The organism is Patulibacter americanus DSM 16676 (assembly GCF_000420025.1).
GTDB classification, from domain to species: Bacteria; Actinomycetota; Thermoleophilia; order Solirubrobacterales; family Solirubrobacteraceae; genus Patulibacter; species Patulibacter americanus.
This window is the reverse complement of record NZ_ATUD01000004.1, coordinates 68,497-82,481: the sequence shown is the minus strand read 5'-3', so window position 1 is coordinate 82,481 and position 13,985 is coordinate 68,497. Positions and strand designations below refer to the sequence as shown.

Below are 13,985 nucleotides of genomic sequence, written 5' to 3'. Positions count from 1 at the left end.
CCCCCGCCCGCGCCCTGCCGCGCGAGCAGCGGCGGCGGGCGACGCCGGGGCGGCCCCGGCGTCGGCGCTCAGTCGTCGAGGTCGTCGTCGGACCCGGCGTCGACCCACGGAAGGTCGTCGATCTCGGGCCCGATCTCGTACTCGGGGACCTCGGGCAGGTCGGCCTCGTCGACGGGGAACTCGTCCTCGTCCGGCGCCATCTCCGCCTCGATCTTGCGGCGCTGGCGCGCGGGGCTCATGGAAACCTCGCTGCGGCGGCTCTTGCGCTCGTTGAAGTCGATGACGATCGGCACGCCGTCGAAGCCGAAGCGCGCACGCAGCCGGTTCTCCACGAAGTACGCGTAGGAGCGCACGACGCGGGCCCGGTCGTTGACGGAGATCGAGAAGCGGGGCGGCTCCTCGCCCACCTGCGTCATGTACAGCATCTTCAGCCGGGCGCCGCGGACGGCCGGCGGCTGCTTGGCCTCGACGACCTCGCCGAGGAAGCGGTTGAGCTGCGAGGTCGGGATGCGGCCCTTGCGCTTGTCGCCCAGGGTGATCGCCTCGGCGATCACGCGCTGGACGTTGCGGCCCGTCATGGCGGAGGCCGTGAGGACGCGCGGGCGCAGGCGGAGCTTCTGCTGGACGCGCGCCCGCTCGTGGGCGAGGTCGTCGTCGCTCATGTTGTGCTCGTCCCACTTGTTGAGCACGAGCAGCGTGGAGCAGTTGGCCCGCATCGCGAGCTCGGCGACGCGGAAGTCCTGGCTCGTCACCCCGTCGGCGGCGTCGCAGACGACGATCGCGACGTCGGCCCGGTCGACCGCCCGCTGGGAGCGCAGCGTCGTGTAGTACTCGACGGACTCCGAGACCTTCGACTGCCGCCGCATGCCGGCGGTGTCGACGATCACGATCGGGCGCCCGTCGATCTCCATCGGCAGGTCGATCGCGTCGCGGGTCGTGCCCGCGACGTTCGAGACGATCGTGCGCTCGTCGCCCACGAGCTTGTTGAACATCGTGGACTTGCCGACGTTCGGCCGGCCGATGATGGCCAGGCGCAGCGCGCCGTCGTCGCCGGCGCCGTCGTCGCCCTCCGGGAGCAGCTCCACGATCTTGTCGAGGAGGTCGCCCGTGCCGAGGCCCTGGGCGGCGGACACCGGCATCGGCTCGCCGAGCCCGAGGCCGTAGAACTCGGAGGCCGTCGGGATGTCCTTGCCGACGTCGATCTTGTTCGCGGCGACGAGCTTGGGCCCGTGCCAGCGGCGCAGGATGTCGGCGAGCTCGGCGTCGCCCGGGCGCAGCCCGAACTTCGCGTCGACGACCATCACCGCGACGTCGGCCGTGGCCAGCGCGGAGCGGACCTGGTCCAGGATCGCGGCGGCCATGGGGTCGGGGTCCAGCGCGTCCACGCCGCCCGTGTCGACGAGCTCGAACTTGCGCCCGTTCCACTCCGCCTCGAGGTGCTTGCGGTCGCGCGTGATGCCGGCCCGCTCGTGGACCACGGCCTCGCGCCGGCCCGTGAGCCGGTTGACCAGGGACGACTTCCCGACGTTCGGGAACCCGACGATCGCGACCTGCCTCATGTGTTCTCCGCCTGCTGTGGTGCTGCTTCCGCCGCGGGGGTGCCCGCGCGGACGTCCTCGGCCATGCGCGCGATCCGCTCGACGACCTCGTCGAAGGGCAGACCGGTGGTGTCGAGCTCGACGGCGTCGTCGGCCCGCACCAGCGGGGATGCCTCACGGGTGCGGTCTCGCTCGTCGCGCTCGCGGAGGTCGGCCAGCTCCTCCGCGATGCTGCGGCCCGTCTGGGCGGCGCGCCGGCCGGCACGCTCCTCGTCGCTCGCGGTCAGGAAGACCTTGAGCTCGGCGTCGGGGCGCACGACGGTGCCGATGTCCCGGCCCTCCGCGACCCAGTCGCCGCGCTGGGTGAGCCCGCGCTGGCGGTCCACGAGCTGCTCGCGCACCTCGGGGTCCGTCGCCACCACGGACGCCCGCTGCGAGACCTCCGGCGTGCGGATGGCCTCCGTGGCATCGGCCGAGCCGAGCAGCACGCGGTCGCCCTCGAAGTCGATCCGCAGGTCCTCCGTGGTGCGCTTGAGGTCCGACGCCTCGTCCTGGATCTGCGCCAGGGCGACGCAGCGGTACATGGCACCGGTGTCGAGGTAGGTGAACCCCAGGCGGGCGGCGACGGCACGCGCCACGGTGGACTTGCCGGCCCCTACAGGACCGTCGATCGCGACGAGCATCCCACCCAGGATAGACGGCGACCCTGCTCCGAGCGGGGCGGGGGCCGGGCGGGGAGGCGGCGACGGACGGGCGGCGACCGCTACAAGTACGGACGCCGTGCGCGCCCTCCGTCCCCTCCGCCACCGGGAGTTCCGCCTCCTCTGGGCCGGCCTCAGCGTGTCCCTGGTCGGTGACGGCCTGTGGCTCGTGGCGCTGGCCTGGCAGGTCATCGAGCTCGGCGGCGGGCCCGTCCAGCTCTCCCTCGTCACCACCGCGTTCGCGGTCGGACTCGTCGGCTGCATCCTGCTCGCCGGCGTCGTCGCGGATCGCTTCTCCCGGCGGCGGATCATGCTCGCCACCGACGTGGCCCGGGCGGCGGCGACCGTCACGCTGGGCGTCCTCTCCGTCACGGGCGGGCTGGAGCTCTGGCACCTCGTGGTCGGCGCCCTGGTGATCGGCTCGGCCGAGGCGTTCTTCGTCCCCGCGTTCACGGCGCTCGTCCCACAGCTCGTGCCCGAGGACGAGCTCCTGGCGGCCAACGGGCTGGAGGGGGTGATCCGGCCCCTCGCGCTGTACGCGAGCGGCCCCGCCCTCGGCGGGCTGCTCGTCGCCGCCACCGGTCCCGGCGTCGCGATGCTCACCAACGGTGCGACGTACGTGGTGTCCGTCGTCTGCCTGGCGGCCATGCGCCACGTGCCCTCCCCCCGCGCGAGCGAGGCCGCGCCGGCGACCTCCCCCCTGACGGAGCTCGTCGAGGGGTGGCGCTACGTGCGCGGCGAGCGGTGGCTGTGGAGCACCCTCCTCTTCGCGATGGTCGCGGTGCTGTTCATCATCGGCCCGATCGAGGTGCTCCTGCCGTTCGCGGTCAAGGAGCAGGTCGGCGGCGGCTCCTCGGAGTACGGCCTGCTCCTCGCCGCCTACGGGGTCGGCTCCGGGATCGGCGCCCTGATCGTCTCCTCGCGACCCCTCCCCCGGCGCTACCTCACGGCGATGCTGTTCATGTGGGGCGTGGGCACGCTGCCGATGGCCGCGATCGGGCTGCTCCAGGTGTTCTGGATCATGCTCGCGCTGCTCTTCCTCGTCGGGCTCGTCGACTCGGGCGGCCAGGTCATCTGGGGCACCCTGCTGCAGCGCCGGGTGCCGGGCCGTCTGCAGGGCCGCGTCTCCAGCCTCGACTGGTTCGTCTCGCTCGGGCTCATGCCGGTGTCGATGGCGCTCGCGGGGCCCGCGGGCGAGCTGTTCGGGATCGGCGCCGTCTTCGTGGCCGTGGGTGTGGTGCCGGCGGTGGCGGGCGTGGCCGTGCTCTGGGGGCTGGGCCTGCGCCGGGACGAGCTCGAGCACCCCCTCGACGTCGGGGCGCCGGCGCCGTCGTCGGCCCCGACCTGAGGCCGGCCGGGCACGTCCGCACGGGCCCTCGCGGCGTCCCGCCCGCGGCGGTCCCGTAGAACGTCCGCGGAAGGTCCGTGAATCCCGCGACCGTTCGCCGTCTCCTCCTCTGCAACACCGTCCCCCTCCGTCCCCCAGGAGTCATCCGTGCCCGTGTTCCCGTCCCTGCCGTCCGTCCCCCGCGGCGTCCGTCGCGTCGCCCTCGGCGCCCTCGTCGTGGTCCCCGCGCTGGGCGTCTCCGCCGCGCACGCCGCGCCGACCCCGAGCCCTGCGCCGCCCGCCGACGCGGTCGTCCTCGAGCAGCGGCCGATCGCCGTCTCCGCCTCCGGCGCCACCGTCGCGTGGCTGCGCCGGACCGACGCCACCGGCAAGCGCGCCGTGCTCGTCGTCCGCGACGGCCCCGGGGCCGCCCCGCGCGTCATCGACCGGGCGCTCCCGACGGCACCGGTGGACGTCGCCGTCGGCACCGACCGGGCCGGGAAGGCCGTCGCCGTCGTCGCGACCGCCAACACCACCACGTTCCGCACGCGGCCGTCGAGCCAGCCCGTCCAGCGCGGGGCCCTGTACGTGCTGCCGCTCGACGGCAGCGCCGCCCCGAAGCGCCTGCCGGTGTCCGCCCCGGGCACCGACCTCTCCGCCCCCGGACTCCTCGCCGGTCGGGTCTCCTTCGCGCGGCTGCAGCGCACGGGGGGCAAGCAGGGGTGGACGCTGCACAGCGGCACGCTCACCGGCCGCCGTTCCACGGTGGAGGCCCGGCAGGCGGCGGCGACCTCGCTCAGCGCCACCACCTCCATCCGCGCCACGACGCCGATCCGCGGCGGGGGCCTCGCGTACACGACCGCCACGCCCCGCGAGCGCGGCGGCGCCGGGTTCACCTTCGCGCTCCGCGTCGTCCGGGCGAACGGGCGCACGTCCGTCGTCTCCCGGACGTCCTTCGGCGGCTCGGCGTACAACGAGACGGGCTTCGGACCGCTGACCGTCTCCCCGAACGGGGCGCGGGTCAGCGCCGTCCGGGGCACCACGGGCCTGCACACGTGGAGCGTGCCCAGCGGCCGCAGCGTGTCGACCGTCCCCACCGGGTCGGACAACGGGAAGAGCGTTCCCGCCGGCCCCGAGGGCCTCGCCGTCGTCGGCAGCGACGGCGTCCTGCGCCTGATCCCGCACCAGGGCTAGGCCCGTCCCCGTCCGCGCGGCCGGCGTGCCGCGCGGACACCCCCCACCGTCCCGGCAAGCTGTCCCCATGTCCCGTCCCCGCCGCACCGTCCTGTTCGTCCTCGTCCCCCTCCTCGCGCTCGGGTCGGCCGCCGACGCGTCGACGCCCTCGGTCGGCCCCCAGAAGCTGTTCACCGGGCGCACGTCGCCGGTCTCCGTCCCGGGCACCGACGCGGACCGCGGGCGCCCGCTGCGCCGCGGCGACCGCCTCGTCTACCGCGAGATCGTCATGCGCCGGGGCTCGAAGCCGCGCACGACGACGCTGACCGTGCCGACGGGCACCAAGCTCGTCGGCCTGGCGGTCAGCGGAGGCCAGAACCTGCAGCTTGCCCCGGGCAGCGAGCGCTACATCGGGCGCCGCAGCGTGCGCCTCGTGGTCCGCTACGACCGGACGACCCGGAACGGGCGGATCTACGCCCTGGGCCGCCGGTGAGGGACGCCCCGTGAGCGGCCCTCGGGTGTCCCGCGACACCGCCCTGCTCCACCGCGTCGCCGACGGTGACGAGCACGCCTGGGAGACCCTGGACGCCCGGTACCGCCGGCGCCTGCGCCGCTACGCCGCGTCGCTCAGCCGCCCGGGCGCGGTCGACCCGGACGACGTCGTCCAGGACGTGCTCGTCCGGGCCCACGCCGTGCTGCGCGAGGGGTTCGCCCCCGACCGCCTCGGGCCCTGGCTCTACCGTCTGGCGCGCAACGCGACGATCGACGAGCTGCGCCGCCGCACGCGTCGGCCGGAGGTGCCCATCGACGACCACGCCGGGCTGCACGACCGAGAGGGGACGCCCGAGATGCTGGTGCTTCGCCGCGAGCGGCTCCGCCGCCTGACCGAGGACATCGCGGAGCTGCCGGACGCCCAGCGTCACGCGCTGCTCGCCCACGCCGTCGACGGGCGACCCGTCGCCGAGATCGCCGACGAGCTCGGGGTCAGCGCGCCGTCCGTGCACATGTCGATCCAGCGCGCCCGCACGCGGCTCGTCCGCGCCGAGGACGCGCGGGACGCCGAGTGCCTGAGCGTCCGGCCGCTGCTGCACACCGCCCACGAGCGGGGCGCCCGGCCGCCCGAGAACGCCCGGCTGCATCTGCAGACCTGCTCGGCGTGCCGCGGCTACCGGCGGGATCTGCGCCGGGTCGACCGCCGCCTCCAGGCGCTCGCGCCCCCGGTGCTGCCGCTGCTGGGCCTGGCCGGCGGCGCGTCGCAGCTCGGGGTCGGCACGAAGACCGCGGCGCTCGCCGGCGTGGTCGCGGTCTCCGCCACGGGCGGGCTGATCGTCCAGCACCGCACGCTCGGCGCGGGGCAGCCGGCGCCGGCGACCCTCGTCGGGCGGGACCTCCTCGGGGGGACGGTCCGCCGCGGGCAGCCGCTGCCGACCGGCATGGCGGTGATCCGCACCACCGTCCGGATCGAGGCGGGCCGTCCGCCGGACGACACCCCGCGGACGGTCACCGTGACCTGCCCCGCCGGCAGCGCGTTCTCCGGCTTCGTGCCCGGTCGCGGTCGCCCGCCGCTGCGCTACGGCCTGGGCCACGACGAGCGCGCCACCCTGCGCTCCCACCGGATCTTCTTCGCCGCCACCCCGCTCCCGCGGCCCGCGATCGTGCGGCTCGACGTCATCTGCCGGCCGGCGGACCGCACCGGCTCGCAGCAGCGCCGCCCGCGACGGGCCCGCCCGGGCGAGGTGGCCGCCCGCGCCTGCCGCGGCGACCACTACCTCGTGGACGCCCCGAGCGCCCGCGGCGTGTTCCGCGGGACGCTGGGCGCGCAGCAGCCCGTATCGATCCAGCGCCTCGACCCCTCAGGGGACTGGGCGCGCGTGGTCTCCGACGCCTACCGCGTCCGGGGCTGGATCCGCCGCGCGGAGCTTTGCGGGCCGTGACCGCGCCGGGCGCGCGTCGGTCGGCGGGCCCGACGCGCGTCCCGCCGCTCAGGCGCGCTGCAGCCGCGCCACGTGCTCGCCGAAGCCCGGGTAGGAGACCTCGGCGGCCTCCATGCCGACGACGGTGACGCCCTCGCGGGACGCCAGGCCGGCGACGGCGCCGAGCATCGCCAGGCGGTGATCTCCGTGGGCGTGGATCGTGCCGCCACGGATGCCGGTGCCGCCCTGGACGACGAAGCCGTCGTCCGTGGCCTCGATGTGGGCGCCCAGACCCCGCAGGCCGTCCACGACGGTCGCGATCCGGTCGGACTCCTTGTGCTTGAGCTCCTCCGCGCCGCGGACGACCGTCTCGCCCTCGGCGAAGCAGCCCAGGAGCGCGACGAGGGGCAGCTCGTCGATGACGAGGGGGACCTCGGCGGCCTCGACGGTCGTGCCACGCAGCGGGCCGTGGGCGACGTCGAGGTCGGCGATCGGCTCCTCGCCGGGGACCGCGCCGTCGACCCGCTCCTCGCGCTCGCCGATCACGACGGCGCCCATCCGCTCGAGCACGTTCAGGATGCCCGCGCGGGTCCAGTTGACGTTCACGCCCTCGATCAGCAGGCGCGAGCCCTTCACGAGCACGCCCGCGACGATCGGGAACGCCGCGGAGGAGAGGTCGCCGGGCACCCGGATGTCCTCCACGGTCAGCTCGTCGACGTGCCCGACGGTGATCGCGTCGCCCGTCCGCCACAGCGGCACGCCGAGGCGCGAGAGCAGGCGCTCCGTGTGGTCACGGCTGGGCACCGGCTCGATCACGGTCGTGTCGCCGTGGGCCATCATGCCCGCCAGCAGCACGCAGCTCTTCACCTGCGCCGACGCCACGGGCAGCTCGTAGGTGATGCCCTGCAGCTGCGTGCCGTGGACCGTGAACGGCGGCAGCCGGTCGTCCGTGGCTTCGATGTTCGCACCCATCAGCCGGAGCGGCACGGCGATGCGGTCGACGGGCCGGCGGCGGATGGAGGCGTCGCCGTCGAAGCGGAACGAGCGCCCCTCCTGCCCGGCGAGCCAGCCGGGCAGCAGGCGCATGAGCGTGCCGGCGTTGCCGACGTCGATCGTCTCGCCGTGCGCATCGGGCGCCCGCAGGCCCACCCCGCGGATCACGACGGTCGACCCCTCGCGGCTCGGCAGGGCGCCGATGGTGCCCATCGCCCGCAGCGTCGAGAGCGTGTCCTCGGCCGCGAGGTAGTTCGTGACCGTGACGGGCTCCGTGGCCATCGCGCCGACCATGGCGGCGCGATGGCTGATGGACTTGTCGGCGGGCGGGGTGAGCCGCCCCTTCAGGGGGCCGGAGGGGGCGAACGTCGCGTCCATGTCGGAGGGCAGGCTACGCGGGGACCGAGACGGGCGCGGGCACGCGGCCGACCAGGGCCGCCGCGGCCTCGACCTGGCGGAGGTACGCGCCGAACTCGCTCGCGCGGATCTGCTGCGGTCCGTCGCACACCGCCTTCTCGGGCTCGGGGTGCGTCTCGACGATGATCCCGTCCGCGCCCGCGGCAGCCGCGGCCATGGACAGGGGCAGCACGAGGTCGCGCCGGCCGGCCGCGTGCGAGGGGTCGACGACGATCGGCAGGTGCGTGAGCTCCTTCAGCACCGGCACGGCGGCGATGTCCAGCGTGAAGCGGGTCGTCGTCTCGTAGGTGCGGATGCCGCGCTCGCAGAGGATGACGTTCGGGTTGCCCTCCTTCAGGACGTACTCCGCGGCCATCAGGAGCTCCTCGAGCGTGGCGGAGAGCCCGCGCTTGATCAACGCCGGCACCCCGCTCTTGCCGATCTCCGTCAGCAGGGGGTAGTTCTGCATGTTCCGGGCGCCGACCTGGATGACGTCGGCGACCTCGCAGACCGCCTCGACGTCGCGGACGTCCATGAGCTCGGTGACGATCGGCAGGCCCGTCTCCTCCTTGGCCTGGCGGAGGATCTCGAGACCCTCGTGGCCGAGGCCCTGGAAGCTGTACGGGGACGAGCGCGGCTTGTACGCGCCGCCGCGGAAGAACTGGACGTCGACGTCCCGCATGATCCGCGCGGTCGACATCGTCTGGTCGTAGCTCTCGACGGTGCAGGGGCCGGCGATCGTGGCGAACGCGCCGCCACCGATCTTGCGCCCGGCGATCTCGAGGGTGGACTCGCGGCCGCCCGTCATCTGCAGCGAGGCGAGCTTGTAGGGCTTCGAGATCGGCACCACCTGGTCGACCCCGGGCTCGGCGGCGAGCTCGCCGACCGCCTCGCGGCCCGCGGGATCGACGCCGATCGCGCCGACCAGCGTCACCTCGTCCCCGGCGCTCACGTGCGCCCGGCCCCCCGCCTGCTGCACCCGTGAGACGACCGCCTGGATCTGCTCCTCGGTGGCGTCGGACTTCATCACGATCATCATCTGCTGGCTCCTCACGGACGCCCGTTCAGCGTCTGCTCACGGTACGTCCGACATCGTCGATTGGGTTTCGCGGATTCGCCGTCCCGAACGGCGAGGGAGGTCTCCGGCACCCGATCGCACGACTCCCCGGGAGGGAGCGCTGTCGCTCCCCCTCCTCAGAGATCAGGGCGCGACGACCGGATGCCTAGCGAAATCGCCAGGTGCGCCACGCGAAGACGTCCACGTAGGACGCATCGGGGCGCGGAGCGACGACCGGGGAATACTCGGCTGCGAAAGGCAGGGCTCGAGGGGCGGTCGTCGACATCGACGCGGCCAGCGTAGCGCACCGGCCCGGCGGCGTCGGGCGGAGCGCCGGCGGCGGAACGGTACGGTCGTCGCGTGCGGCTGCTGATCGTCGAGGACGAGGCCAAGCTCGCGGCCCTGCTGCTGCGCGGCCTGCGCGAGGCCGGGCACGCCGTCGACCTGGCGGGCACCGGCGAGGAGGCGCTCTGGCGCGCCGGCGCGACGGCCTACGACGTGGTCGTGCTCGACGTCGGCCTGCCCGGCATCGACGGCTTCGAGACCTGCCGGCGGCTGCGAGCCGACGGGGTGCAGGCCGCGATCCTCATGCTCACCGCCCGCGACGGCGTCGACGACCGGATCGCGGGGCTCGACGGCGGGGCTGACGACTACCTCGTCAAGCCGTTCGACTTCGGCGAGCTCGAGGCGCGACTGCGGGCGCTGGTCCGCCGGGGCACTGCGGGCAGGCCCGTCGTTCTCGAGGCCGGCCCGCTCCGCCTGGACCCCGCGGCCCGTTGCTCCTGGCACGGCGGGACGGAGCTCGAGCTCTCGCCGAAGGAGTTCGCGCCGCTCGAGCTGCTGCTGCGCCACCCGGGCGAGGCGCTGGACCGCCGCGCGCTGCTCGAGGCCGCATGGGACGACGCCTACGACGCCCGCTCGAACGTCGTCGACGTCTACGTGGGGTACCTGCGGCAGAAGGTCGACCGCCCCTTCGGCACCGCGCTGCTGCAGACCGTGCGCGGCGTCGGCTACCGCCTGGACGCCGAGGCGGCCGGGTGAGCCGCCTCTCCGTCCGCCTGCGGGTCGTCCTCGCCTCGACCCTGGCGATGACGCTCGTGCTGCTCGCGCTCGCCGGGTTCGTGCGGGTGCAGGTGGCCGGCGGCCTCGATGCCTCGCTGGACCGCACGCTCGACGCCCGTCTCTCCGACGTCGCCACCGCCCTGGCGGCCGAGCGCCCCGCCGCTGACGCAGTGCCCGCCGGGACGGCCGACGAGGACGCCGGCGCCGTCCAGATCCTCGACCGCTCGGGGGCCGTGCTCGCCGCGAGCCCGGGCCTCGGCACCGCCGCGCTGCTCTCCCGCGGCGAGATCGGTCGCGCCGTCGACGACGACCTGACCGTGGCCCGCCGTACCGTCGCGCTGCGCGACGAGGACGGGGACGTGGACGACTTCCCGGCCCGCCTGCGAGCGCTTCCCGCCGACGAGGACCGCGAGGACCTGCCCGTCGTCGTGGCCGCGGTCTCGCTGTCGGACCGCGACGACGCGCTCGGCGCCCTCGACACCGCGCTCCTGATCGGCGTGCCCGTCGCGATCCTGCTCTCCGCCGGACTGGGCCGGGGGCTGGCCGCCGGGGCGCTGCGGCCCGTGGAGGCGATGCGCCGCCGCGCCGCCGCGATCGACGCGCCGTCGGACGACCGCCTGCCCGTGCCGCCGACCCGCGACGAGATCGCCCGACTCGGGCACACGCTGAACGCCATGCTCGACCGCCAGGCCGAGGGCTTCCGCCGCGAGCGCGCCTTCGCGGCCGACGCGAGCCACGAGCTGCGCACGCCGCTGGCGATCCTGCGCACCGAGCTCGACCTCGCGGCCCGGGGCGAGCGCGACGCGGACGAGCTGCGCGCGGCGCTCGGCTCGGCGTCGGAGGAGACGCGTCGCCTGGAGGAGCTCGCCCAGCGGCTGCTCGCCCTCGCCCGCGCCGACCGACCCGACCCGGGGCCGCCGAAGCCCGTGGCACTGTCCCCGCTGCTGGAGGAGGTGCGCGACCGCTACGCCGGCGCCCTGGCCGCCGAGGGCCGGGGCCTCGAGGTCGCGGTCGCCGCGGGCGCTCCGGCCGTCGTCGCCGCGCGCCGGGAGGACCTCTCGCGGGCCCTCGACGCGCTGATCGAGAACGCCATGCACCACGGGGCCGGCGACGTCGAGGTCTCAGCGGAGCCCGCGGATGCGGGTGACGCGGCCGGCGGGAGCCCGGCGGCCGGCGCGCGTGGGGCGGGAGCTGCGAGGGGCGCGGACGACGCGGTGGTCCTGCACGTGCGCGACCGAGGCCCCGGCGTACCCGCCGCGCTGCGCGACCGCGTCTTCGACCGCTTCGTCACCGGGGCGGGCGACGACCGCGCGCGCCGCGGCACGGGCCTCGGCCTCGCGATCGTCGCCGCAGTCGCCGCCGCGCACGGCGGCCGGGCCGGGATCGACGATCGCCCCGACGGCGGGACGGACGCGTGGCTGGCCCTCTCATCGATCTCTCATCCGGCGCTCCCTAGCGTGGCTCCTCGATGACCCCCACGAAGGAGCGCACGATGAACCGCACCCGCACCGCCCTGACCGCCACCGTCCTGGCCGCCGCGACGGCCGCCGGTGGCGTCGCCGTCGCCGCCGGACCCGCGAGCGCCGGCTCCGAGACCGCGGCCTCCCGCGCCGCCACCCCCACGGTCGCCGGCGACGGCGGCCTGACGCACGCCGCCGCCACGAAGGCCCGCGCCGCGGCCACGAAGAAGGTGGCCGGCCGCGCGACGTCCATCGACCGCGACACGGACGACGGCCGCACGACCTACGACGTGACGGTGCTCCCCCGCACCGGTCCCGCCCGCCAGGTCGAGCTCGACGCCCGCTTCCGCGTGACGCGCACGGAGCGCGACGACGCCGACGGCCTGACCTACGCCGCCGCCGGCCGCGCCGAGGCCGCCGCCACGAAGCGCGTGAAGGGCCTCGTCACGGGGATCGACCTCGAGGACGAGGGCCGCGCGCGCTTCGAGGTCGAGGTGCTGCCGAGCCGCGGCGCCGAGCGCACCGTCCGGCTCGCGGCCGACATGCGCGTGGTCGAGGTCGTCACGGACGACGACGGCGACGCGGATGACCGCGACGACGACTGAGCGGCCGGCGCGGCCCTCGGGTCGCGCCGCGCCGCGGCGACGGCGCGGGATCCGAGGCCCGGCCCGCCGGAAGGCCTCCGCCTCCGTGCCCTAGGCGGCGTCGGCGACCGGCGCCGCCTGCAGCAGACGCGCCCGCAGCGCCGCCGTGGCGTGACGGCGCTCCGCGATCTCGTCCGGCGCGTCGTCGACGCCCTCCAGCGCGAGGTCGTCGAACGGGTCGCCCATCCACCGCTCGAGGTCGTCGCCGCGCGAGATCGCACGGATTGCCCGGTCGCGGACGTCCGCGTCGAGGGCCTGGGCCTGCAGCTGCAGGGCGGCGAGGGCGATCCAGAAGGAGGCGGTCAGGGGTCGCGAGCCTGCGACCTCGTCCGTCCAGTCCTCGACGAGGCGGCGGGTGGCGGTCGCCGGGGACGAGCCCGTGGCGAGCTCCGCCTCCCAGTCGGCCCGCATGTCCGCGGCCAGGTCGTCGTCGAAGATGCCGGCTTGCCAGGCGTCCATGGTGGGACCGACGGTACGGCCGGCACCGCGCCGCGATGCGAACGTCCTGTGACTTCGGCCGTCGGGCCGCGCCGGCCCGGAACGACCGGCGCCACCGCCGGGCCGCTCCGGTGGCGGGCCGGGCCCCGGCCCGCGCCCTACGCCAGCGCGGTGCGGAGCGCGGCGAGGAAGCGCTCGTTGTCGCCCCGGGTGCCGTAGGTGACGCGCAGGGCGCCGGGGCGGCCGAGGGCGCCGCCGGAGCGGACGAGGATCCCGCCGTCGCGCAGGGAGGCGATCACGCGCTGCTCGACCTCGCCCGGATCCTGGCCGTCGGCGGGCAGGTCGAACCAGCAGAAGTTCGCCTCGGACCGCGCGGCCCGGATGCCGAGCGCGGACAGCCCCGCCTCAAGCACGCCGCGGGACTCGCGGGCCTGCGCGATGCGGGCCCCCGTCTCGCCCGGGTGACGCAGCGCCTCGGTGGCCGCGGCGGCCGCGGCGACGTTGACGACGAACGGCTGGCGGACCCGCTCGACGGCGCCGACGAGGTCGGTCGACGAGCAGAGGCCGTAGCCGACGCGCAACCCGGCCAGGCCGTAGAGCTTGGAGAACGTGCGCAGCAGCACCACGTGCGGGTGCTCCTGGAGCAGTGAGATCGAGTCCTCCGGCCGGTACTGCTCCGCGAACTCGATGTACGCCTCGTCGATCAGCACGACGACGTGCTCGGGCACCCGGCGCACGAACGCGCGGAGCGGCTCGAGGCCGACGGCGGTCGAGGTCGGGTTGTTCGGGTTGCAGACGATGACCAGGCGCGTGTCGTCCGTGATGGCGTCGGCGATCGCGTCGAGGTCATGACGGTGGTCGTCGTCGAGGGGCACGCGGACGGCCGTCGCGCCGGACGCCGCCTCGAGGTGCGGGTAGACCGAGAACGACGGCCACGCGTAGACGAGCTCCGTGCCCGGCTCGAGCAGCGCCTCGCCCAGGGCCAGCAGGACCTCGCAGGAGCCGTTGCCGACCGCGATCAGGGACGGGTCGACGCCCGTGTGGTCGCTCAGCGCCTGGCGCAGCGGCGCGTAGGACGGGTCGGGGTAGCGGTTCGTCGCGGCGAGCGCGGCCGACGCGGCGGCGACGACCTCTGGCAGCGGCGGGTCCGGGCACTCGTTCGACGCGAGCAGCGCCACGCCGTCGGGCAGGCTGTAGCCGCCGGCCGTCGGGTAGTACGGGATCTTCGACGCGGTGGCGGACAGCTTCAGCGGCACGAACCAATCGTCCCAAATCGCGCCCGC

At 75.5% G+C, this 13,985-nt stretch carries 13 protein-coding genes; 7 read left to right on the top strand and 6 right to left on the bottom strand.

Going from position 1 to position 13,985, the window contains the following annotated elements; translation table 11 throughout:
- Window positions 1-68: 68 nt before the first annotated feature.
- Both der and cmk read right to left on the bottom strand, forming a co-directional pair.
- On the bottom strand, window positions 69-1,559 hold the full coding sequence (gene der, locus F593_RS23685) for a ribosome biogenesis GTPase Der (protein WP_022928382.1): 1,491 nt from the start codon (window positions 1,557-1,559) through the stop codon (window positions 69-71).
- Complete coding sequence (gene cmk, locus F593_RS23680) at window positions 1,556-2,233, bottom strand: (d)CMP kinase (protein ID WP_342672893.1); 678 nt, start codon at window positions 2,231-2,233, stop codon at window positions 1,556-1,558. Before cmk ends, der begins: the two co-directional genes overlap by 4 nt.
- Before the next feature lie 85 nt (window positions 2,234-2,318).
- Between cmk and F593_RS0108750 the strand changes: the two genes are divergently transcribed.
- The 4 genes from F593_RS0108750 to F593_RS0108735 all read left to right on the top strand — a co-directional run bounded on the left by F593_RS0108750 (window position 2,319) and on the right by F593_RS0108735 (window position 6,673).
- Window positions 2,319-3,587: an MFS transporter gene (locus tag F593_RS0108750; protein ID WP_022928380.1), complete on the top strand. Its 1,269-nt coding sequence runs from the start codon at window positions 2,319-2,321 to the stop codon at window positions 3,585-3,587.
- Window positions 3,588-3,734: 147 nt separating this feature from the next.
- Window positions 3,735-4,760, top strand: a complete 1,026-nt coding sequence (locus tag F593_RS0108745) for a hypothetical protein (RefSeq protein ID WP_157251682.1) — start codon at window positions 3,735-3,737, stop codon at window positions 4,758-4,760.
- Window positions 4,761-4,827: 67 nt separating this feature from the next.
- Window positions 4,828-5,232 (top strand): hypothetical protein, encoded by a 405-nt coding sequence (locus F593_RS0108740; protein WP_022928378.1) that lies wholly within the window; start codon window positions 4,828-4,830, stop codon window positions 5,230-5,232.
- 10 nt (window positions 5,233-5,242) lie between these two features.
- Entirely contained in the window at window positions 5,243-6,673 is a 1,431-nt protein-coding gene (locus tag F593_RS0108735) for a sigma-70 family RNA polymerase sigma factor (protein WP_169449177.1), read from the top strand.
- A gap of 48 nt (window positions 6,674-6,721) precedes the next feature.
- Here the strand turns inward: F593_RS0108735 and aroA are convergent, their stop codons facing one another.
- Both aroA and aroF read right to left on the bottom strand, forming a co-directional pair.
- Window positions 6,722-8,023 (bottom strand): 3-phosphoshikimate 1-carboxyvinyltransferase, encoded by a 1,302-nt coding sequence (gene aroA / locus F593_RS0108730; protein ID WP_022928376.1) that lies wholly within the window; start codon window positions 8,021-8,023, stop codon window positions 6,722-6,724.
- Between the two features lie 13 nt (window positions 8,024-8,036).
- Window positions 8,037-9,080: a 3-deoxy-7-phosphoheptulonate synthase gene (aroF, locus tag F593_RS0108725; protein ID WP_022928375.1), complete on the bottom strand. Its 1,044-nt coding sequence runs from the start codon at window positions 9,078-9,080 to the stop codon at window positions 8,037-8,039.
- Window positions 9,081-9,458: 378 nt separating this feature from the next.
- Here aroF and F593_RS0108720 point away from each other — a divergent pair, with 378 nt between their 5' ends.
- The 3 genes from F593_RS0108720 to F593_RS0108710 are packed head-to-tail and all read left to right on the top strand — an operon-like array spanning window position 9,459 to window position 12,225.
- Window positions 9,459-10,139 carry a response regulator transcription factor gene (locus tag F593_RS0108720; RefSeq protein ID WP_022928374.1) on the top strand — a complete coding sequence of 227 codons (681 nt, stop codon included), beginning with the start codon at window positions 9,459-9,461 and terminating at the stop codon, window positions 10,137-10,139.
- Window positions 10,136-11,632: a sensor histidine kinase gene (locus F593_RS0108715; RefSeq protein ID WP_022928373.1), complete on the top strand. Its 1,497-nt coding sequence runs from the start codon at window positions 10,136-10,138 to the stop codon at window positions 11,630-11,632. Before F593_RS0108720 ends, F593_RS0108715 begins: the two co-directional genes overlap by 4 nt.
- Entirely contained in the window at window positions 11,629-12,225 is a 597-nt protein-coding gene (locus F593_RS0108710; protein ID WP_022928372.1) for a PepSY domain-containing protein, read from the top strand. Before F593_RS0108715 ends, F593_RS0108710 begins: the two co-directional genes overlap by 4 nt.
- A 90-nt stretch (window positions 12,226-12,315) precedes the next feature.
- On the opposite strand, the gene F593_RS0108705 is transcribed toward F593_RS0108710, so the two are convergent.
- Window positions 12,316-12,723: a hypothetical protein gene (locus F593_RS0108705; RefSeq protein WP_022928371.1), complete on the bottom strand. Its 408-nt coding sequence runs from the start codon at window positions 12,721-12,723 to the stop codon at window positions 12,316-12,318.
- Window positions 12,724-12,860: 137 nt separating this feature from the next.
- A complete protein-coding gene (gene hisC, locus F593_RS0108700; protein WP_022928370.1) occupies window positions 12,861-13,958 on the bottom strand; it encodes a histidinol-phosphate transaminase in 1,098 nt (365 codons plus the stop codon).
- Window positions 13,959-13,985: the final 27 nt, after the last annotated feature.

Excerpts from the sequence above, each read along its gene's own strand:
- der (WP_022928382.1), bottom strand. The coding sequence starts at position 1,559 with ATGAGGCAGGTCGCGATCGTCGGGTTCCCGAACGTCGGGAAGTCGTCC.
- F593_RS0108740 (WP_022928378.1), top strand. The coding sequence starts at position 4,828 with ATGTCCCGTCCCCGCCGCACCGTCCTGTTCGTCCTCGTCCCCCTCCTC.
- aroA (WP_022928376.1), bottom strand. The coding sequence starts at position 8,023 with ATGGACGCGACGTTCGCCCCCTCCGGCCCCCTGAAGGGGCGGCTCACC.
- aroF (WP_022928375.1), bottom strand. The coding sequence starts at position 9,080 with ATGATGATCGTGATGAAGTCCGACGCCACCGAGGAGCAGATCCAGGCG.
- F593_RS0108710 (WP_022928372.1), top strand. The coding sequence starts at position 11,629 with ATGACCCCCACGAAGGAGCGCACGATGAACCGCACCCGCACCGCCCTG.
- F593_RS0108705 (WP_022928371.1), bottom strand. The coding sequence starts at position 12,723 with ATGGACGCCTGGCAAGCCGGCATCTTCGACGACGACCTGGCCGCGGAC.